Annotated in this window: 17 protein-coding genes; 5 read left to right on the top strand and 12 right to left on the bottom strand. The window is 71.7% G+C overall.

Going from position 1 to position 19,583, the window contains the following annotated elements:
- Nucleotides 1–86: 86 nt before the first annotated feature.
- The 6 genes from smpB to pruA form a co-directional block, all read right to left on the bottom strand.
- Nucleotides 87–566, bottom strand: a complete 480-nt coding sequence (gene smpB, locus ACTMSW_RS02025) for an SsrA-binding protein SmpB (protein WP_441178678.1) — start codon at nt 564–566, stop codon at nt 87–89.
- A gap of 219 nt (nt 567–785) precedes the next feature.
- Nucleotides 786–1,661, bottom strand: coding sequence for a permease-like cell division protein FtsX (gene ftsX, locus ACTMSW_RS02020; protein WP_441178677.1), 876 nt, complete (start codon nt 1,659–1,661; stop codon nt 786–788).
- A 67-nt stretch (nt 1,662–1,728) separates the two neighbouring features.
- Nucleotides 1,729–2,409: a cell division ATP-binding protein FtsE gene (ftsE, locus tag ACTMSW_RS02015; RefSeq protein WP_043962078.1), complete on the bottom strand. Its 681-nt coding sequence runs from the start codon at nt 2,407–2,409 to the stop codon at nt 1,729–1,731.
- Nucleotides 2,410–2,527: 118 nt separating this feature from the next.
- Nucleotides 2,528–3,649, bottom strand: coding sequence for a peptide chain release factor 2 (gene prfB, locus ACTMSW_RS02010; protein WP_441178676.1), 1,122 nt, complete (start codon nt 3,647–3,649; stop codon nt 2,528–2,530).
- A 19-nt stretch (nt 3,650–3,668) separates the two neighbouring features.
- Nucleotides 3,669–4,184 carry a PadR family transcriptional regulator gene (locus ACTMSW_RS02005; protein ID WP_357029711.1) on the bottom strand — a complete coding sequence of 172 codons (516 nt, stop codon included), beginning with the start codon at nt 4,182–4,184 and terminating at the stop codon, nt 3,669–3,671.
- A gap of 210 nt (nt 4,185–4,394) precedes the next feature.
- Nucleotides 4,395–6,023, bottom strand: a complete 1,629-nt coding sequence (pruA, locus tag ACTMSW_RS02000) for an L-glutamate gamma-semialdehyde dehydrogenase (protein WP_441178675.1) — start codon at nt 6,021–6,023, stop codon at nt 4,395–4,397.
- 249 nt (nt 6,024–6,272) lie between these two features.
- On the opposite strand from pruA, the gene ACTMSW_RS01995 reads away from it, so the two are divergent.
- On the top strand, nt 6,273–7,265 hold the full coding sequence (locus ACTMSW_RS01995) for a hypothetical protein (protein WP_441178674.1): 993 nt from the start codon (nt 6,273–6,275) through the stop codon (nt 7,263–7,265).
- A 23-nt stretch (nt 7,266–7,288) separates the two neighbouring features.
- On the opposite strand, the gene ACTMSW_RS01990 is transcribed toward ACTMSW_RS01995, so the two are convergent.
- A complete protein-coding gene (locus tag ACTMSW_RS01990) occupies nt 7,289–7,798 on the bottom strand; it encodes a DUF6912 family protein (RefSeq protein WP_441178673.1) in 510 nt (169 codons plus the stop codon).
- A 207-nt stretch (nt 7,799–8,005) separates the two neighbouring features.
- On the opposite strand from ACTMSW_RS01990, the gene ACTMSW_RS01985 reads away from it, so the two are divergent.
- Together ACTMSW_RS01985 and ACTMSW_RS01980 are read left to right on the top strand one after the other, a co-directional pair.
- Nucleotides 8,006–8,233, top strand: a complete 228-nt coding sequence (locus ACTMSW_RS01985; protein ID WP_441178672.1) for a helix-turn-helix transcriptional regulator — start codon at nt 8,006–8,008, stop codon at nt 8,231–8,233.
- Nucleotides 8,234–8,337: 104 nt separating this feature from the next.
- Nucleotides 8,338–8,934 (top strand): Rv3235 family protein, encoded by a 597-nt coding sequence (locus ACTMSW_RS01980; RefSeq protein ID WP_441178671.1) that lies wholly within the window; start codon nt 8,338–8,340, stop codon nt 8,932–8,934.
- A gap of 89 nt (nt 8,935–9,023) precedes the next feature.
- On the opposite strand, the gene secA is transcribed toward ACTMSW_RS01980, so the two are convergent.
- Complete coding sequence (gene secA, locus ACTMSW_RS01975) at nt 9,024–11,945, bottom strand: preprotein translocase subunit SecA (RefSeq protein WP_441178670.1); 2,922 nt, start codon at nt 11,943–11,945, stop codon at nt 9,024–9,026.
- A 169-nt stretch (nt 11,946–12,114) separates the two neighbouring features.
- Here secA and ACTMSW_RS01970 point away from each other — a divergent pair, with 169 nt between their 5' ends.
- Nucleotides 12,115–13,257 carry a GNAT family N-acetyltransferase gene (locus ACTMSW_RS01970; protein WP_441178669.1) on the top strand — a complete coding sequence of 381 codons (1,143 nt, stop codon included), beginning with the start codon at nt 12,115–12,117 and terminating at the stop codon, nt 13,255–13,257.
- Complete coding sequence (locus tag ACTMSW_RS01965) at nt 13,254–14,372, top strand: GNAT family N-acetyltransferase (protein WP_441178668.1); 1,119 nt, start codon at nt 13,254–13,256, stop codon at nt 14,370–14,372. The genes ACTMSW_RS01970 and ACTMSW_RS01965 overlap by 4 nt, the downstream gene beginning before the upstream one ends.
- 51 nt (nt 14,373–14,423) lie before the next feature.
- Here the strand turns inward: ACTMSW_RS01965 and hpf are convergent, their stop codons facing one another.
- From hpf to mtrB, 4 genes are all read right to left on the bottom strand, one after another.
- Nucleotides 14,424–15,059 (bottom strand): ribosome hibernation-promoting factor, HPF/YfiA family, encoded by a 636-nt coding sequence (gene hpf, locus ACTMSW_RS01960; protein ID WP_441178667.1) that lies wholly within the window; start codon nt 15,057–15,059, stop codon nt 14,424–14,426.
- A 252-nt stretch (nt 15,060–15,311) separates the two neighbouring features.
- Nucleotides 15,312–16,016, bottom strand: coding sequence for a ComF family protein (locus tag ACTMSW_RS01955; RefSeq protein WP_441178666.1), 705 nt, complete (start codon nt 16,014–16,016; stop codon nt 15,312–15,314).
- Between the two features lie 4 nt (nt 16,017–16,020).
- A complete protein-coding gene (locus ACTMSW_RS01950) occupies nt 16,021–17,823 on the bottom strand; it encodes an LpqB family beta-propeller domain-containing protein (RefSeq protein WP_441178665.1) in 1,803 nt (600 codons plus the stop codon).
- Nucleotides 17,820–19,520 (bottom strand): MtrAB system histidine kinase MtrB, encoded by a 1,701-nt coding sequence (gene mtrB, locus ACTMSW_RS01945; protein ID WP_441179042.1) that lies wholly within the window; start codon nt 19,518–19,520, stop codon nt 17,820–17,822. The genes ACTMSW_RS01950 and mtrB overlap by 4 nt, the downstream gene beginning before the upstream one ends.
- Nucleotides 19,521–19,583: the final 63 nt, after the last annotated feature.

Here is a 19,583-nt window from a genome sequence, read left to right as displayed (position 1 = left end):
GGCGGCTCCGTCAAGCGTAACGCCTGCCGCAACGGGTTTCATCCCGAGGTCCCGACTGGCGCGCCGGCCGGGACAAAGCAGACATGTCACTCATTCATGCCCTTGCCACGCCGGCCGCTGACCCGGGCGATCTCCCGGTCCGCGTCCCGCTTGGCGAGGTCCTGCCGCTTGTCGTACGACTTCTTGCCCTTCGCCAGGGCGATCTCGACCTTCGCCCAGCCGTCCGAGAAGTAGACCTGCAACGGGACCATGGTCAGGCCGCCCTCCCGGGTCTTGCCGATCAAGCGGTCGATCTCCAACCGGTTGAGCAGCAGCTTGCGGGTACGCCGGGGCTCGTGGTTGGTCCAGGTGCCCTGGGTGTACTCCGGGATGTGCATGCCGTGCAGGTAGAGCTCCCCGTTGCGCTCCTGGGCGAACGCGTCGACCAGCGACGCCCGGCCCGCGCGCAGGGACTTGACCTCGGTGCCGGTCAACGCCATCCCCGCCTCGTACGTGTCGAGGATCGAGTAGTCGTGCCGGGCCTTCCTGTTGGAGGCGACGACCTTGCGTCCCTTTTCCCGTGGCATCGGCGCCACCCCCTCTCCTGGTTGCCTCCGGTCCGGAGTGACCCGCCGGAGAGCGGAGATCATGCTACCCGAACGACAAGGACCCTTCCGTGCTGTTTATTCCTGGCGGGAGGCCCACCCGGCACCTGGAGGGGCGACACACGACGGCGGCCACCTCGCGTCCCGGATGCCCGGAGGAGCCCCCGGTGGACGCGCGATGGCCGCCGATGCGAGAGGGCGCTAGACCCGCAGGTAGAACCGGAGGGTGACCCAGGCGGTGACGGCGCTGATCAGGCCACCGACGCCGGCCATCACCGGGAAGGTCAGGAAGACCTCGCCCCAGGTGACCGGCGCGAAGAGGCCCTGCAGCGTGCTCAGCGCGCCGTCGAAGAGGAACTGCTTCAACCCGATCAGGGCGATGAGACCGACAACCGATCCGATCAGGCCGGCCACCACCGCCTCCAGCACGAACGGGGCCTGGATGAACCAGTTCGACGCGCCGACCAGCTTCATGACCGCCACCTCACGCCGCTTGCTGTACGCGGCGACCTGGATGGTGTTGGCGACCAGCAGCAGGGCGGCGATCGCCATCGCGATCGCGGCGACCAGAGCGATGTTCTGCCCGGCGGTGAAGAGGTTGAAGATCTTGTCCAGTACCCGGCTCTGGTCGACGACCTGGTCCACCCCCTCGACCGTCGAGTACTGCTCGGAGATCGCCTTGTACTCCTCGGGGTTGACCAGCTTGAGCCGGTACGAGGCGGGCAGCTGCTCCGCCTTGACCACGCTCAGCAGGTCCGGCGAGTCCCGGAACATCTCCTGGAAGCGCTTGTACGCCTGGTCCTTGTCGATGTACTGCCAGTCTCGGATGAGGGGGTCGCCGTCCAGCTTGGCCTCCATCTCGGGCCTCTGCTGCTCGGTGAACTCCTTCTCCATGAAGATCGAGACTTCGATCTTCTCGAAGTACAGCTGCTTCATGTCGGCGACCTTGGTGTAGATCAGACCGCTGGCACCGAGCATGGTCAGCGAGACCGCCATCGTGATGATCATCGCGATGGTCATGGTCACGTTGCGCCACAGTCCAACCAGTACCTCGGACAGGACGTATTTCACGCGCATCGGGGATTCCTCCGGGTCTCCGGCATGAAGTGTTCGTCGTCAGGCTGCGCAGGGGTGGGAAGCCGGCTCACCCGTAGACGCCGCGGGCCTGGTCGCGCACGATGCGGCCGCTCTCGATCTCGACCACCCGCCGGCGCATCTGGTTCACGATGTTGGAGTCGTGCGTGACCATCACGACGGTCGTGCCGGTGCGGTTGATCCGGTCCAGCAGACGCATGATCTCGATCGAGGTGTCGGGGTCGAGGTTTCCCGTCGGCTCGTCCGCGAGCAGGATCAGCGGACGGTTGACGAACGCTCGGGCGACGGCCACCCGCTGCTGCTCACCACCGGAGAGTTCGTGCGGGTAACGGTGCTCCTTGCCACCGAGTCCCACCAGCTCCAGCACCTCGGGCACGACCCGGCGGGCGACCGCCTTGGTCTTGCCGATCACCTCGAGGGCGAACGCCACGTTCTCGTACGCGGTGCGGTTCGGCAGCAGCCGGAAGTCCTGGAAGACGCAGCCGATCGAGCGCCGGAAGTGCGGTCGCTTCCAGGAACGCATCGACGTGACGTCCTTGCTGTTGACGATGACCCGGCCCTTGTTGGGCGTGACCTCGTGCAGCAACAGTTTGATGATCGTGGACTTGCCGGAGCCGGATGGACCGATGAAGAAGACGAACTCGCCCTTCTCGATCGAGACGGACACGTTGTCGAGCGAAGGCCGGGACGCCTTCGGGTACGTCTTCGTCACTTGCTCAAGCTGAATCACGGGAGGTGAGTCTACGTGGTGTAACCGGGGAGCCAAGCGCCACGCCCCTCGGATACGGGTCGCGTCATCGATTCACAGGGAAAAGAGAAGATCGATGACGCGCTCCGCCTCGGGGTCGTCACGCGCTGTCGCCGGCGAGCTGCTGCTGCTTGCGCCAGCGGATGCCGGCCTCGATGAAGCTGTCCAGTTCGCCGTCGAAGACCGAGGACGGATTGCCCGTCTCCTGCTCGGTTCGCAGATCCTTCACCATCTGATACGGGTGCAGGACGTACGAGCGCATCTGGTCGCCCCACGAGCCGGCGGCGTCGGTCTTGAGCCCGGCCATCTTGGCCTGTTCCTCCTGCCGCTTGCGCTCCAGCAGCCGGGCCTGGAGCACCCGCAGCGCGGACGCCTTGTTCTGCAGCTGGGACTTCTCGTTCTGGCAGGTGACCACGATGCCGGTCGGGATGTGGGTGAGCCGGACGGCGGAGTCGGTCGTGTTGACGCTCTGTCCACCCGGACCGGAGGAACGGTAGACGTCGATCCGCATCTCGTTCTCGGGGATCTCGATGCTGTCGGTCTGCTCGACCACGGGCAGCACCTCGACACCGGCGAAGCTGGTCTGCCGGCGGCCCTGGTTGTCGAACGGGCTGATCCGGACCAGCCGGTGGGTGCCCGACTCCACGCTGAGCGTGCCGTAGGCGTAGGGCACCTTGACCGCGAAGGTGGCCGACTTCAGGCCCGCCTCCTCGGCGTACGAGGTCTCGTAGACCTCGGTCGGGTAGCCGTGCCGCTCGGCCCAGCGCAGGTACATCCGCAGCAGCATCTCGGCGAAGTCGGCCGCGTCCACGCCGCCCGCGCCCGCGCGGATGGCCACCAGGGCCTCGCGGGAGTCGTACTCGCCGGAGAGGAGAGTGCGGACCTCCATCTCCTCGATGGCCTTGGTCAGCCCGGTGATCTCCGACTCGACCTCGGTCAGCACGCCCGGGTCGGACTCCGCCTCGGCCAGTTCCAGCAGCACCTGGGCGTCGTCCAGGCGGGAACGGAGGCTGCCCAGCTTGCTGATCTCGCCGTTGACGTACGACAGCTGGGAGGTGACCTCCTGCGCCCTGGCCTGGTCGTCCCACAGGTCGGGGGCGGACGCCGCCTGCTCCAGGCGGGCCTTCTCCTCGCGCAGGCGGTCGAGGTCCAGCACCGCCTCGATGTTCCGGAGGGTGGCGTCGAGGTCCTTGAGCTGTTCGGCGTAATCGGCAGCGGTCACGACAGACAAGGGTACTGCGTCACCCGACGGGAGCGGACTTCAGCCACGTCAGAGCGGCCTTGTGATAGGCGACGGCGAACTCCAGCGCGCTGGCGTCGTACGGGTCGCCTTCCTTCTTGGCGCTCTTGACCTGCTCCCGGACCCGGGCGAGCGCCTCGGTGTGGTACTCGTTCGCCGCCGCCTGGAGGTTCTTGAGCTGGCTGGCCGAGTGCAGGTTGCCGAAGGCGATCCGGAGGGCGATCGGGTTGCGGATCGTGTCCCGTCCCGGGTCCTCCGCCAGCCACCGGGAGAAGGTCCGCTTCCCGGACGCGGTCAGCGCGTACGGCTGACTGGAGCGCGGGCCGGGCTTGCCCAGGCGGACGAGCCCCTTCTCCGCGAGCACCGGAAGCTCGCGGTAGACCTGACTACGGGTCATCGACCAGTACGGCGCCAGCCGTCGCTCGGCGGCGGCCATCAACTGGCCGCCTGTCATGGGACCCTCGTGGAGCAGCCCGAGCAGGGCCGCCGCCGTGGGGTTGACTCCGGAATCCGCCATGCCCCTCACGCTGCCACTTTGCCGACCCGGCGTCCAGGATTTGCCGGTTTCGCCACCCGGTAGGGGTTCCTATGTGCACTGTCGGCGGGCGACAGTCCGGCGGGGAGCGCGGGCGCCGGTCCGGCGGGGCCCCGGGCCGCCGTCCGGCGGGGAGCACCGTGGACGCGCGACGGCCCCCCGGTCGCTGCCGGGGGGCCGTCGCGGCGGGCCTCAGCCCATGTGCGGGTACGTGTGGTCGGTCGGCGGGACGAACGTCTCCTTGATCGTCCGCGGCGACATCCACCGCACCAGGTTGTGCCAGGAGCCGGCCTTGTCGTTGGTGCCGCTGGCCCGGGCACCGCCGAACGGCTGCTGCCCGACCACCGCGCCGGTCGGCTTGTCGTTGATGTAGAAGTTGCCGGCCGCGTACCGCATCTTCTCGGCCACCGCCTCGACCACCCGACGGTCGTTGGCGAAGATCGACCCGGTCAGCGCGTACGGCGCGATCGACTCGGCCTGGGCGACCGCCTCGTCGAACCGGCCGTCGTCGAAGACGTGCACCCCGAGGATGGGGCCGAAGTACTCGGTGGTGAAGGTCTCGTGCGCGGCGTCGGTGCACTCGAACACGGTGGGCCGGACGAAGTACCCGACCGAGTCGTCGGCGGTGCCGCCGGCGATCACCCGGCAGGCGTCGTCGTCGTTGATCAGCTCCAGCGCGGCGGTGTGCCGGGAGAAGGCCTTGTCGTCGATCACGGCGCCGCCGAAGTTGCCGAAGTCGGTGACGTCACCGTAGGTGAGGGCCTCCGCGGTGGCCGCCATCCGGTCGCGCAGGCCGCCCTCCCAGAGCGACCGCGGGATGTACGCCCGGGAGGCCGCCGAGCACTTCTGCCCCTGGTACTCGAAGGCGCCCCGGATGAGGGCGGTGTGCAGCGCGTCGACGTCGGCGCTGCCGTGCGCGACCACGAAGTCCTTGCCACCGGTCTCGCCCACCAGGCGGGGGTAGCCACGGTAGCGGGAGATGTTGTCGCCGACGGTCTTCCACAGGTGCTGGAAGACCTTGGTGGAGCCGGTGAAGTGGATGCCGGCCAGGTCCGGGTCGGCGAGCACGACGTCGGAGGCCTCCTCGCCCCGGCCGGTGACCATGTTGATCACACCGGGGGGCAGGCCGGCCGCCTCGAAGAGCCGCATGGTGAAGTGCGCCGCGAACTGCTGCGTCGGGCCCGGCTTCCAGACCACCGTGTTGCCCAGCAGGGCCGGCGCCGAGGGCAGGTTGCCGGCGATGGCGGTGAAGTTGAATGGCGTGACCGCGTAGACGAAGCCCTCGAGCGGGCGGTGGTCGAAGCGGTTCCACACGCCCGGGGACGACTGCGGCTGCTCCTCCAGCAGCTTCCGGGCGAAGAACACGTTGAACCGGAGGAAGTCGATGAACTCGCAGGCCGAGTCGATCTCGGCCTGGATCGCGGTCTTCGACTGGCCCAGCATCGTGGCGGCGTTCAGGGTGTCCCGCCAGGGACCGGCGAGCAGCTCGGCGGCGCGCAGGAAGATCGCGGCGCGCTCCTCGAAGGGCAGGGCCCGCCACATCGGCGCGGCGTCCTTGGCGGCCTTGACCGCGGCCCGGGCGTCGTCGTGGGTGGCGTGGGCGGTGACCCCGAGCACGTGGGCGTGCTTGTGCGGCTGCACCACGTCGATCGACGCGCCGCCGGCCATCCGCTGCTCACCCGCGATGGTCATCGGCAGGTCGATGCGCTCGGCGGCCAGCTCGGTCAGCCGCCGCTGGAGCCGCTCCCGGTCGGCGCTCCCCGGCTCGTAGTTGCGTACCGGCTCGTTGCGCGGCTCGGGTACGGAGAACACGGCGTCCATCACAGGCTCCTGTGCGATCTCGACAGCGGTGGCGAAATCGGACCCGCAGGCACCGGCCGGACGACCGGACGCCGGGCACCATCCGGCCAGAGCCGGTCGCGGCGGCGGGACCTCCGGTGATTCTCCCACGCCCGGCGACCGCTCCCGGCCGTGGCACCGCCGGTGCCCCACCTGGTGGAACGGGTGGACGCGTACCCTGGGTGGCCGGTGAACCGCCGGCTCCGGCCGGTGTCCGTCGAAGGGGAGACGATGACCAAGCAGCCCGGCGACTCCGCGGCCGCGGAGTCGGAGCGGTCGGAGGCGACGGACGGCCGGGGCAGGGTCGCCGGCACGACACTCGCGCCCGGTACGCCGGTGCTCGCGCTGCTGGCTCTCGGCTGGCTGGCCGCGATGCTCTGGTCGACCCGCGAGGCGATCAACTCCGCCGCCGCCGGGATCACCGCACTCAGTCTCTCCGCCTTCGCGCTGCCCGGTGTGATCTCGGCCGCGCTGGTCGCCGGGGCCGCGTTCGCGCTGTTCGGCGTGGACCTGTTGGCCCGCCGGGGGATCGACCGCGCCACCCTGCGCTTCGTCGCCGCCGTCGCCACCGGCCTGCTGGTGGCGCTCGCCGCCGCGTTCGCGGTCAACCTGACCTACGCCGACAACGCGACCACCAACGTGATCGCCGGCACCACCGCCGCCGCCGCGACCATCGGCGGAGCGGTCGCCGGTGCGCGTACCGCCCCCGTGGTCGGTGCCGTGGTGGCCGCCGCACTCGGGACCCTGGCGTTCGTGGTGGCGTTCAGCCGGGCCCGGGACCCGCTGTTCGACCTCTTCGGCGCCGGGGACACCCAGGAGTCGCTGCTCAACGCGGCCAAGTGGGTGTCCCGCACCGAGTCGCTGCTCGCCGGCCTGGTCGCCGGGCTGCTCGCGTTCGCCTACCTGACCTGGGCCCGCCGCCGGGCCACCCGGATCGACGCCGCCGCACCCGCGTTGCGCTGGCCCGCGTACCTGCTCGCCGGGGCCGGGCCGGGCCTGCTCCTGCTGGTGGCCGAGGTCGTCCTGCGCGTCGGCGGGCGGGACCTGCTGGACCTGGCGAGCGCGCTGAGCGAGGCGGACGCGGTCGCGCAGACGTCGCTGGGGACCTCCCGCATCGACAACGCCATCTGGGTGCTCTTCGTCGGCGCGCTGACCGCCATGATCGCCTTCGGCCGTACGCTCGGCCCCGCCCACCCGGACGAGGAGCCGACCGAGGACGCCTGAGCTCCCCGCGCCCGACCCGGGCGTCAGGAGGTGGCGTCCAGCAGCAGCTCCAGCTCGGTCACGTCGTACCACTCCAGCTCGTGGTCCTCGGCGCCGTCGACGGTGAACTGGGCGTCGGGGTCGCCGGCCAGCGCCTCGACGACCACGTCGGCCGCCGCCGCGACGTCCTCGGTCGCGTCCGTGCCGTCGACGTGGATGGCCGCGACCGCCGCCAACGGCACGGCCGCGGTCACCTCGACCAGGCTGGACCCGAGCTCGCCGTCGCCGCGGCCGACCGCCGGAGCCGGCAGGTCCACCGACACCACGACCCGACGGCGGGGCGCGGCCGGATCGGCCCGCAGCAGCTGGAGGGCGTCCTGGGCGGCCCGTGTGAAGGCGACGTACTCCAGTTCCTCCTCGTCCCCCTCCGCGTACCACTCGCGCAGCGCGGGAGTGACCGCATGGGCGGACGCCACGGGCAGTCCCTCCCCGCGCAGCAGGGTCAGCATCGGGACGGTCGCCGGTACGTACACCCGGACACGCTCGTCGGTCACCGGTCGTCTCCCCCGCTCAGTCCCGCACCGGCGGCCGCCGGTCCCGGGCGCCGATCATGCCGTACGCCGTGACCGTCATACACCCCGCGCCTGCCCGGGGGAAGCTCCGTCCCGGTGTGTCCCTCTGAGGGGGTCTTCCGCGGCCCCTGTCCGGCATCGGTCCCTGATGGCAAACTCAAGCAAACGATGTCAACCCTGGGAGTTTCCGTGGAGCCGAGGTTCCTGCTGCTCGCCGACGTGGCCGCCGAGCTCAACGTCTCGGACTCGCAGGTCTACCACATGGTGCGCAGCGGGGAACTTCCCGCGATCAAGATCGGCGGCCGGGGCCAGTGGCGCGTGGAGCGCGCCCGCTTGGAGGAGTACATCGAACGGAAGTACGCGGAGACCGCCGAGTGGGTCCGCGGCAATCCCCTCAGCGACCGGGACGGGGAGTAACGGGACGCCTTCGCACAGCCATTGACCGTCGCCTGTCCTATGACACAAAATGAGGCTGTCGAAGACAAACTCAAGTAAACGCAAGGATCAGGGAGGGTTATCGGATGACCGACTCACGCCGACCCGGGCCGTCCCGTCCCGCCATCCGGCTCCGGCCCGCGCCGTCGTCCGAACCGCCCTTCGCCGACGAGGACGTGTCCCGTTGGCCCGCTCCGGGGCAGCTCACCCTCGACCTGTTCGAGGCCGCCCGCCGGGGCGCCGATCGACCACCGGACCGTCGGCAACGGCCCGGGCCGACCCCCGCCGGTCCCGCTCGCCGCCCCGCCGGCCCCCTCGCGCCCGGTGCGCTGGTCACCGCGACACCGGAGGCGACCCGGGCCGCGCACCGCTTCGTCGGCACCTGCCTGGAGGTGCTCAACGGGTACCGACCGCCCGGTCAGCTCCGACCCCTGCTCGACCCGGCCCGCGCCGCCGACCTGCTCGCCGAGCTGTCGCGGGCCACCGCCCGATCCGGTCCACCCCGTCGGCGCTCCACCCGTCCCGTCGCACGCCTGCGCCGGTTGCGGGTCTGCGAACCGCGCCCGGCGGCCGTGGAGGTCGCCGCGGTCCTCGCCGGGGCCGGCGGGCGTACCTGGGCGATGGCCCTGCGCCTGGAACACCGCCGCGGCACGTGGCTCTGCACGGCCCTCCAGGTGCTCTGACCCTCGGTCACGCGAACAGCGACGAGCCGCGGCCCTTCCAGAGAGGACCGCGGCTCGTTCGTGATCGGTGGGGCAGGGCCCCGGAACCGTCAGGCCCCGCCGTTGGGGGAACCGTGGCAGCGCTTGTACTTGCGGCCGGAACCGCACGGGCAGGGGGCGTTGCGGGACGGACCGTTACCGGCATCGGCCTGCCCCGGGTTCGGGCGACGGGACGCGTCGGACGCGATCCCCGGCCCCCGGAGACCGGCTGCCGGACGCTGCGGCGCGGCGGGAGCCGTGCGACCCGGCGCCGCCGGAGCGGCCGGGACCGGCTGGCCCACACCGAGCGCGGGAGCCGACTCGTCGGCGCGCTCCCGGACCACCGAACCCCTGCCGGCCTCGCCGTCGACGGCCGGCGCCGAGTACTGCAGGCCCTGCTGCTGCGGCGCCTGGCCGAGGCCCTTGGCCCGGATCTCGACCGGCTTGTCGAGGAGCGTGACCTGCTCGGCCTCCGGCTCCGGCTCCTGGACCTGCACGTCCAGGTTGTAGAGGAAGCCGACCGTCTCCTCCTTGATGCCGTCCATCATGGTGGCGAACATGTCGAAGCCCTCGCGCTGGTACTCGACCACCGGGTCGCGCTGCGCGTACGCCCGCAGGCTGATGCCCTCCTGCAGGTAGTCCATCTCGTAGAGGTGCTCGCGCCACTTGCGGTCGATCACCTGGAGCAGGACCATGCGCTCCAGCTGCCGGGTGCCCTCCTCGCCGAGCTGCTCCTCACGCCGGTCGTACGCGGCGTGCGCGTCCTCCCTCAGCCGGGAGAGCAGGAAGTCGGCGTCGATGCCGCCACGCGACCCGCCGGCCTCCTCCTCCATCTCCTCGATGGTGATGCCGACCGGGTAGAGCTGCTTGAGGCTGGCCCAGAGCTGCTCCAGGTCCCAGTCCTCGGCGTACCCCTCCGAGGTGGCGCCCTGGACGTACGCGCCGACGACGTCGTCGATCATGTTGCGGACCTGGTCCGACAGGTCCTCGCCGTTGAGCACCCGCAGCCGCTCGGCGTAGATCACCTGGCGCTGCTTGTTCATCACCTCGTCGTACTTGAGGACGTTCTTCCGGATCTCGGCGTTCTGACCCTCGATCTGGGCCTGCGCGCTCTTGATCTGCTTGGTGACCATCTTCGACTCGATGGGCACGTCCTCCGGGATGTTGAAGCGCTCCATGACCGCCTCGACGGCCCCGGAACGGAAGCGCTTCATCAGCTCGTCCTGCAGCGAGAGGTAGAACCGGGACTCGCCCGGGTCACCCTGCCGGCCGGAACGACCCCGCAGCTGGTTGTCGATGCGGCGCGACTCGTGCCGCTCGGTGCCCAGCACGTAGAGGCCACCGGCGGCGGCCACCTCCTCCGCCTCGGCGTCGCAGGCCTGCTTCCACTGGGGCAGGACCTCCTCCATCGCCTTGGCGTACTCCTCCTCGTGCTCGATCGGGTCGAGGCCGCGCTGGCGCAGCTCGCTGGCGGCGAGGAACTCGGGGTTGCCGCCGAGGAGGATGTCGGTGCCACGGCCGGCCATGTTGGTGGCGACGGTGACCGCGCCCTTGCGGCCGGCCTGGGCGACGATCTCGGCCTCACGCGCGTGGAACTTCGCGTTCAGGACCGCGTGCGGGATGCCCCGCCGGCGCAGCAACTGGGAGAGGATCTCCGAGTTCTCCACCGAGACGGTGCCGACGAGCACCGGCTGGCCCGCCGTGTGCCGCTCGGCGATGTCCTCGACGACCGCGTTGAACTTGGCCTTCTCGGTCTTGTAGATCACGTCCGGGCGGTCCTGGCGGACCATCGGACGGTGGGTCGGAATGGTCACGACGCCGACCTTGTAGACCTTGTTGAACTCGCCCGCCTCGGTCTGGGCGGTACCGGTCATGCCGGAAAGCTTCTCGTAGAGGCGGAAGTAGTTCTGGAGGGTGATCGTGGCGAGGGTCTGGTTCTCCTGCTTGATCTCCACCCCCTCCTTGGCCTCGATCGCCTGGTGCATGCCCTCGTTGTAGCGGCGGCCGTGCAGGATGCGACCGGTGAACTCGTCGACGATCAGGACCTCGCCCTCGCTGACGATGTAGTCCTTGTCGCGCTTGTAGAGCTCCTTGGCCTTGATCGCGTTGTTGAGGTACCCGACCAGCGGGGTGTTCACCGACTCGTAGAGGTTGTCGATGCCCAGCCGGTCCTCGACCTTCGCCACACCGCGCTCGGTGACCGCGATGGTGCGCTTCGAGTAGTCGACCTCGTAGTCGCCCTCGCCGTCCTTGCCGGCCTGGAGACGGGCGACCACGCCGGCGAACTCGCCGTACCAGCGGGCGGAGTGCTCGGCCGGGCCGGAGATGATCAGCGGGGTGCGGGCCTCGTCGATGAGGATCGAGTCGACCTCGTCGACGACCGCGAAGTTGTGGCCGCGCTGGACCAGCTCCTCCTTCGACCACGCCATGTTGTCGCGCAGGTAGTCGAAGCCGAACTCGTTGTTGGTGCCGTAGGTGATGTCGCACTCGTACGCGGCCCGGTGCTCGGCCGACGGCCGGTTGGGCAGCACCACACCGACGGTGAGGCCGAGGAACTCGTGCACCCGGCCCATCCAGGCGGCGTCACGCTGGGCCAGGTAGTCGTTGACCGTGATCACGTGCACGCCCTCGCCGGAGAGCGCGTTCAGGTAGACCGGCATGACCGAGGTCAGGGTCTTGCCCTCACCGGTCTTCATCTCGGCGATGTTGCCGAAGTGCAGCGCCGCGCCGCCCATCACCTGGACGTCGTACGGACGCTGGCCGAGCACCCGGGCGGCCGCCTCCCGACACACCGCGAACGCCTCCGGCAGCAGGTCGTCGAGGGTCTCACCGTCGGCGAGCCGCTCCTTGAACTGCGCGGTCATGCCGGCAAGCTCGGCGTCGGTGAGGTTGACGTAGTCGTCCTCGATCGAGTTGACGGCGGCGGCGATCGCCTTCAGCCGGCGCACCATGCGGCCCTCGCCGGCGCGAAGGACCTTTTCCAGAATCGACACGGATCAACGCTCCCCTAGACAGTCTCGAACCATCGTAGGCGCTCCAGCGGCGCGATGGTCACTGGTGGCGGCGGTCGGAGCCGGTCAACCCGACATAAAGCTCGTTCCGCCCGCCGACCAGGCGCATATCCCGTTACGCCGTCGGCGAACGATCCGGCACCATGCACGGATGGAGCCTGCCGAGATCATCGAGGACGGCGTACTGCTGCGGCCGTGGCGGGCGGCCGACGCCGACGCCGTCCATCGCGCCTGCCAGGACCCGGACATCCAGCGATGGACCAGGGTACCGCGCCCGTACCTGCCGGAACACGCCCACGGCTACGTCACGGACCTCTCCGGCCAGGCGTGGGCGCGGGGCACCGGAGCGCCGTTCGCCGTCTGCGACCCGGCCACCGGCGACCTGCTCGGCTCCTGCGGCCTGATCACGATCGACGCGGACACCGGCAGCGGTGAGATCGGATACTGGACGGCGCCGTGGGCACGGGGCCGGAACGTCACCGTCCGGGCCGCCCGGGCGGTCGCCCGCTGGGCGTTCGACACGCTCACGCTGCGCCGGCTCATCTGGCGGGCCGAGGTCGGCAACCACGCGTCGCGCCTCGTCGCCCTGCGTACCGGCTTCCGCGTCGAGGGACGGCTCCGCCTTCCCGACGGCGACCGGGACGGCTGGATCGGTTCGCTGCTCCCCGGCGAGGTCCCCGGCCCGGGCGAGGTCGGACCGGCCGGGCCGGGCACGCTGGACGCCCACCGGGCCGCGATCCTCGGCCGCCCGCAGCCCACCCTCTTCGCCGCCACCGCGGCCGGCGAACTGCGGCTACGCCCGATGGAGGAGCGGGACCTGGACGCGATCGTCGCCACCTGCCGGGACCCGGAGACCATCCGCTGGACGACCGTGCCGGACCCGTACGTCCGGGCCGACGCCGAGTCGTTCCTGACCTTCGTCCAGGGCACCTGGGCCGCCGGTACCAGTGCGTGCTTCGTGGTAGCCGACCCGGACGACCGGTACGCGGGCTCGGTCGACCTGCGGCTGCACCCCACCGACCCGCTGCACGCCGACGTGGGCTTCATGACCGCGCCGTGGGCACGCGGCCGGGGGTACCTGCCGGCCGCACTGATCACGCTGGGCACCTGGGGCTTCGCCGCGCTGGGCCTGGCCCGGATCGAGTGGCGGGCCAACGTCGGCAACACCGCCTCCCGGCGGGCCGCCGAGAAGGCCGGCTTCACCGTCGAGGGCACCGCCCGGGGAGCACTCACCCACCGCGGCGCCCGGGTCGACGCCTGGGTCGGCGGGCTGCTCGCGGAGGACCTGGCATGACCCCGGAGATCGTCGAGGCACACGGCGTACGGCTGCGGCCGTACCGCGCCGAGGACGCCGCCGACACCGCCGCCGGCTGCGACGACCCGCTGACCCAGCGATTCCTGCCCGGCCTGCCGTCGCCGTACACCGAGGCGGAGGCGCGCCGCTGGATCAGCGAGGTGGCGCCGGCCGAGTGGGCCGCGGGCGGTGCCGCCTACGTGATCGCCGACCCGGCCACCGACCGGCTGCTCGGCGGCGTGGGGCTGGGCCGGCTCGTGGCCTTCCGGGCCCAGGCCGAGATCGGCTACTGGGTCGCGCCCTGGGCGCGGGGCCGGGGCGTGGCCACCGCGGCCACCCGCGCGCTCGCGGAGCGTGCCTTCGCCACCGGCAGCGAACGGCTGGAACTGTTCACCCACCCGGAGAACGTCGCCAGCCAGCGGGTGGCGCTCGCCGCCGGCTTCCGCCACGAGGGCGTACGCCGGGCGGCCGGTCCGACCCGAGACGGCAGCCGGACCGATCTGATCGCCTGGGTCCGCCTCGCCGACGACCCGCCCGGCCCGGCGCCGCGTACGCTTCCCGACCTGCCCGACGGCCGGCTCACCGACAGCGTGGTGGCCCTGCGCCCGCTGGTCCCGGAGGACGCGGATCTGATGTTCCGGCTGCACACCCGTCCCGAGGTGGTGGCGAACCAGCCGCACCCGGTGCCGCCGACGCGGGAGGCGGTCGCGCGGCGCTGTGCGCTGGCGGGCAGCGCGTGGCTGACCGACACGATCGCCCGCCTGATGATCGTCGACGCGGCCACCGGCGAGCCGGCGGGCAGTTGCGGCCTGTCGGTCACCGAGCCGGCGTTCGGCGAGGGCATGGTCGGCTACGCCCTGCTCCCGCCCTGGCGTGGTCGCGGGTACGCCACGCGCGCGGTCCGCCTGCTCGCCGGGTGGGCGTTCGGGCCGGTGGGGATGGCCCGGCTGGTCGCCGGCACCCTGCCCACCAACACCGCCTCGCACCGGGTGCTGGAGAACGTCGGCTTCCGCCGGGAGGGGCTGTTGCGCGGCCGGCTGCCCGGCCTAAACGGGCACCGGGTCGACGACTTGGTCTTCGGCCTGCTCGCCGAGGAGTTCCGGGCCGACCCGTGACGCGGGGAACGACCGTGGTGGCGGCGAGCGCCGCCACCACGGTCGGCCGGGTCAGATCGCGAGCGAGATGATGCCGTAGTCGTAGGCGTGGCGCCGGTAGACGACGCTCGGCCGTCCCGACTCCTTGTCGTGGAACAGGTAGAAGTCGTGGCCCACGAGTTCCATCTCGAACAGCGCGTCGTCGACCGTCATCGGCTCGCCGGGGTGCACCTTCTCCCGCGCGATGTGCCACGGCTGGTCGTCGTACTCCTCCTCGACCCGCTCCGCGACGGCGGTGGCCGCACCGGCGGACGCGCCGTCGGTGGACCTGGCGAGCGGGGGAAGGTCGGCCACGGGCAGGCCGGCGGTGGCGGCGGCGACGGAGAGCGGCGCGTGCCGGCCGCGATGGACCCGGCGGCGGTCGGCCGCACGGCGCAGGCGGGTGTCGAGCTTCGCGATGGCCGCGTCGAGCGCGCTGTAGAAGTCGCTCGTGCAGGCCTCGGCGCGAATCACCGGGCCACGGGAGACACAGGTGATCTCGACCCGCTGGCAGTGGTCCGCCTGGCGCGGATTCCGTTCGTGAAACAGCTCGACGTCGACTCGGATGAGTTTGTGGTCGTAGCGTTCGATCTTCGCGAGTTTCTCCGCGACATGCACTCGGTAATGGTCCGGCACTTCGACGTTACGGCCCTTGACCACGATGTCCACGTGACCTCCTCGTTCGGTGGTCGTTCGATCCGGCGTCCCGGTCGTTCGCCCTTGCAGGAGGGGTCCTGGTCGGCGTCGACCGGTCGAGTACGGCTACGCCTCCTTCCAGCGCCGGGGGCGGCTGGGAAAGACCTCCTACCCCCGACAGCAAAACGCTAACTCCTGTTCGTCCGACAGTCACCCCCGGTTGTGGGAACGGTCCGGGAATTTTCACAGCTCATACACCAACGGGTGAAACGGAAACACGAACGGTTACGGAAGACGGCGCTTCTCGGTCGCCGCGAGCACCGCCGCCACCGTGGGTGACAGGCCGGTCGCGGCCAGCGCGGTCGCGACCGCCGCGAGGGTGGAGCCGGTGGTGACGATGTCGTCGACGACCACCACCGCGGCCGCGCCGGCAACCGGCGCCGATCGGGACCGCGCCCGGAACGCTTCCTCCGCCGCGGCGGCCCGGCCCGCGCTGTCCAGCGTCACCGAGTCCGCCCGGGGCCGGGCAACGAGCGGCCGGACCACACGCGCCGCCCAGCCCGCCGCGCGCAGACGGTCCGCGCAGTGTCGGGCCAGCCGGTCCAGGTGGTCGCCGTAACGCGACCGGGCTGCCGCCGCGGTGTCCGGAACCGGCACCAGCAGGACCGGCCGCACCGGACCGACCGCCGCCGCGACGACCTCGGCGAGCAGCGCGCCGAGCGGCCGGGCCAGACCGTGGCGACCGTGGTCCTTGTACGCGAGCAGCATCTCGCGCAGCGGGCCGGCGTACGGGCCGAGGGCCACGCAGGGCGGCAGGCCGGGTGGGGCCGGGGTCGGGCGCACCGGCCGCGGGCGCAGGTCGTGGACCGTGGCGACGCAGGCCGGGCACACCCCGTGGCGCAGGCCCGGCCGGCGTTCCCGGCAGCCGGCGCACTCCACCGGCAACACCAGGTCGGTGAGGTCCGCCCAGAGCCCGCCGAGGTTCCGCACAGGCTCAGTACAGGAAGAAGGGGGCGGTCGGATTGCCCGGACGCACGCCGTTCGGCGGCGCGGTGACGTCCTCGACCTGCTCCCGCTGGATGCGCTCGGGAGGCCGCCCGGGTCGGAACGCCACCTCGTTCGCGACGAACATGGCCAGCCCGAACTGCCCCCCACGCGGGTTGGCCGGGTAGGCCGCCAGGTGCGTCGCCGGGGCACCGATGTCCTGCTCGAGTGCCACCTCCAGCGCGCCGTCCACGCTCAACTCGTACAGGGCCCACCGGCCGGCGGCGGAACCGGCGACGATCAGCCGGTTCTCGTCGTACCAGTCGACCGCCGACAACCGGGTCACCAGTGTGGGCAGCCGCCGGGCGGGGCCGGTGGCCAGCACACCCCCGTCGAGGGTGACCGCCACGACGTGCAGCACGCCGCCCACGACGACGGCGAGCCGATGCCCGTCCAGGGCCGCGGCCACCGCGGTCACGGAGCCGGGGACATTGAGCGACACCACGCTCGGCTGCGCCCGGCCGTCGAACCGGTAGAGCCGGCCGTCCGCGACGAACAGCCCGACCGGCGCGTGGGCCGCCGCCGAGCGCAGCCAGACCGGGCGACCCACCGTGGACCAGCCCGGGCCGTCGCTGCGCTCGAAGGCGGACACCGGGGGGAAACCGCGGCCGACCGAGAGATGCTTGCGACCGTTGGGGCCGGCGACGACCAACGCGGCATGGACCCCGGTGCCGGCCCGGTTGAGGGCGGCGGACACGACACTGGTGTTGACCGCCTCCGCCACCGGCACCGACCCGACCGGCTCACCCGGGTACAGCAGCGGGTGGATCGAGCCCTCGTACACACAGAACCGCTGCGGGGTGCCCTCGACGTTGTACAGGGGTCGCTCCTGCCGGCGTTGCTCCAGGTCGATGGTGACGCCCTGCTGGTTGCGGATCTTCAGCTCCAGTGGGCCGTCGAGCCACGACAACGACCACGCCAGTTGGGTGCCGAGCTGGTCCACCCGGGTCCGGTCCTCCCCGGGCATGTCGAGGTCGACCTCCCACCGGTCGTCCGTCCGGGTGGCGTTGTTGATCAGCTGGGTGCGGTCGGGCAGCGGGCTGACCGCCCGGTCGAGCCACTCCGACGGGCCGTCGGTGAGCCACCTGACCACCTCGCTGACCCGCCGGTCCTCCGGCACCGCTCTCGGCAGGTAACGCTGGTCGGGGACCAGGCGGCTGCGGTCGGAACTCCAGAAGTAGACCGGCCGTGGAAGGTAGTGGTCCTCCAGCGCGTCGACGCTGAGCAAGAGCACGGTGGGTGGGTCGGCCACGTACCAGTCGGTCTGGTCGCCCGACTCCAGGGTCGGGCGCAGGCGGAACCTGTACGACGTCTCGGTCGCCTCCGGCGGGGCGAGCACACCGTCGGCGCGCAGCCGGCCGACCTGCTGGACGGTGATGGTGACGTCGATGTCCTCCAGGTTGGTGGTGATCTCCGGGTTCTTCGTCAGGCGGACCACGGTCAGCGCGACCTCACTGCCCCGCTTCTCCTGCAGGCGGGAGCGGTCGCCCTTCTCGACGAACTGCCGCACCCGTTCGTACGCCCGGTCGGGCTCGCCGGCCGGCGCGGCGAGGAAGTTCCGGACGAAGTCCTCGGTGCTGTCGGCGGCGGTGCGGAGCGGTGGCTCGATCCGGTCGGCGTTGGTCGCGCCGCCCTCGGCCGCCGGACCCGGCCCCTCGACCCGGACCTCGGTGCGCTCCGGGATGCCGCAGCCGGTGAGGCCGCCGAGCAGGAGGACGCCCCCGATCAGGCCGGCCAGGAAACGCCGGGTCACGAGCCCACCTCCGCCCGGCCGCCGTCGCCGGCGGGTGCCGGGCCGATCGCCAGCACCCCACCGCTGCCCGGACCGATGGCGAGCAGCCCGCCGTCGCGGGGACCCGCGAAGGGCAGTGCGGCGTCGCCGGGCACCAGCCGCAGTGGCGAGGTGGTCAGCCGGTCCCCGGCCCGGGCCGGCAGGGTGAGCCGGAACTGGGCACCCTGCCCGGGCGCGCCCCAGGCCTCCAGCCACCCGCCGTGCAGGCGGGCGTCCTCCAGGCTGATCGACAGGCCGAGCCCGGTGCCGCCGGTCTGCCGCGCCCGCGACGGGTCGGCGCGCCAGAACCGGTTGAAGACCAGCTTCTCCTCGCCCGGCTTCAGCCCGACCCCGTGGTCCCGGACGGTGATCGCCACCGCCGTGTCGTCCACGCCCAGGGTGATCAGCACCGGCTTCGCCTCCCCGTGCTCCACCGCGTTGCCGACCAGGTTGCGCAGCACCCGCTCGACCCGGCGCGGATCCACCTCGGCGATCACCGGGGCGGTCGGCACCTCCAGCTCGATGGCCACCCCGACCCGCTCGGCGAGGCCGGCGAGCCGGTCGGCCACCCGGTGCACGACCGGCACCAGGTCGGTCGGCTCCGCGTCCAGCATGGCGAAGCCGGCGTCGAACCGGCTGATCTCCAGCAGGTCGGTCAGCAACTCCTCGAACCGGTCCAGCTCGGCCTGGAGCAGCTCGGCGCTGCGGGCGACCGCCGGATCGAACTCGTCCCGCTCGGCGAAGATCAGGTCGGCGGCCATCCGGACGGTGGTCAGGGGCGTCCGCAGCTCGTGCGAGACGTCCGAGGTGAAGCGCCGTTGCAGGCGGGACATCTCCTCCAGCCGGAGGATCTGTCGTTGCAGGTTGGTCGCCATCTGGTTGAACGAGGCGGCGAGCAGCGCCAGGTCGTCCTCGCCGTTGACCACCATCCGCTGGTCCAGCAGCCCGGCGGAGAGCCGTTGGGCGGTTCGCGCGGCCACCCGTACCGGCGTCACCACGAGCCGGGTGACCAGCGCGGCGAGCAGGCCGAGGAGCAGCACCAGGGCCACCCCGGTGGCGACCACGGTCGCCCGGGCGTCGGCCGCGGTGTCGTCCTGCAGGGTCAGCGGGACGAGGTAGTAGAGCTCCACCTGACCGAACTGGGTGGGCACCGGGGAGCCGTAGACCAGGTACTTCGTCCGGTTGCCGGCGACCGTGCCGGTGCTGATCTGGCTCGCCATCTTTCCGCCGGCCACCACGTCACGCAGCTCGCGGCTGATCAACGGCTGGACGTCCACGGCCGGCGAGGTGCGCGGCTGGATGACCTTCGGGTAACGGTCGGCGGTCAGGGCGACCACGACCCCGGTCGCCTGCTGCGGATCACCGCCGGCCAGGTAGTTGACCGTGCCGTCGATCGTGTTCTGGAGCTGCGCCTCCTGCGGCTGGTTGTAGAGGCCGAACTGCTTGGCCGCGTACGCCGCGCCGCCCTTCAGCCGGGTCTCCACGTCGATCTCGGCGTTCTCCAGCAGGATGCTCGTGATCTTGTCGGCGATCAGGTACGCGAAGCCCCCGACCAGCAGGCTGGAGGCGACCAGCGTGATGGTCACCACCCGCACCTGGAGCGACCGCCGCCAGGTGAGGTGCAGCCCGGCGGCGAGGCCCAGGGCCCGGCCGACCAGGGCACGCCGGAGCGCCCGCACGGCGGGTCGCCAGCCGGCGGGGTTCTCGGGCGTGGGGGTCGGGGCGCTGGTCACGGTGCAGAC

This window comes from Micromonospora sp. BQ11 (assembly GCF_052068135.1).
Lineage (GTDB): Bacteria > Actinomycetota > Actinomycetes > Mycobacteriales > Micromonosporaceae > Micromonospora.
This window is presented reverse-complemented; position numbering and strand designations above follow the sequence as displayed.

Coding starts and splice junctions, on each gene's coding strand:
- ACTMSW_RS01980 (WP_441178671.1), top strand. CDS start 8,338: ATGACCGACTCACGCCGACCCGGGCCGTCCCGTCCCGCCATCCGGCTC.
- smpB (WP_441178678.1), bottom strand. CDS start 566: ATGCCACGGGAAAAGGGACGCAAGGTCGTCGCCTCCAACAGGAAGGCC.
- ACTMSW_RS01965 (WP_441178668.1), top strand. CDS start 13,254: ATGACCCCGGAGATCGTCGAGGCACACGGCGTACGGCTGCGGCCGTAC.
- pruA (WP_441178675.1), bottom strand. CDS start 6,023: ATGGACGCCGTGTTCTCCGTACCCGAGCCGCGCAACGAGCCGGTACGC.
- ACTMSW_RS02005 (WP_357029711.1), bottom strand. CDS start 4,184: ATGGCGGATTCCGGAGTCAACCCCACGGCGGCGGCCCTGCTCGGGCTG.
- ACTMSW_RS01995 (WP_441178674.1), top strand. CDS start 6,273: ATGACCAAGCAGCCCGGCGACTCCGCGGCCGCGGAGTCGGAGCGGTCG.
- ftsX (WP_441178677.1), bottom strand. CDS start 1,661: ATGCGCGTGAAATACGTCCTGTCCGAGGTACTGGTTGGACTGTGGCGC.
- ACTMSW_RS01970 (WP_441178669.1), top strand. CDS start 12,115: ATGGAGCCTGCCGAGATCATCGAGGACGGCGTACTGCTGCGGCCGTGG.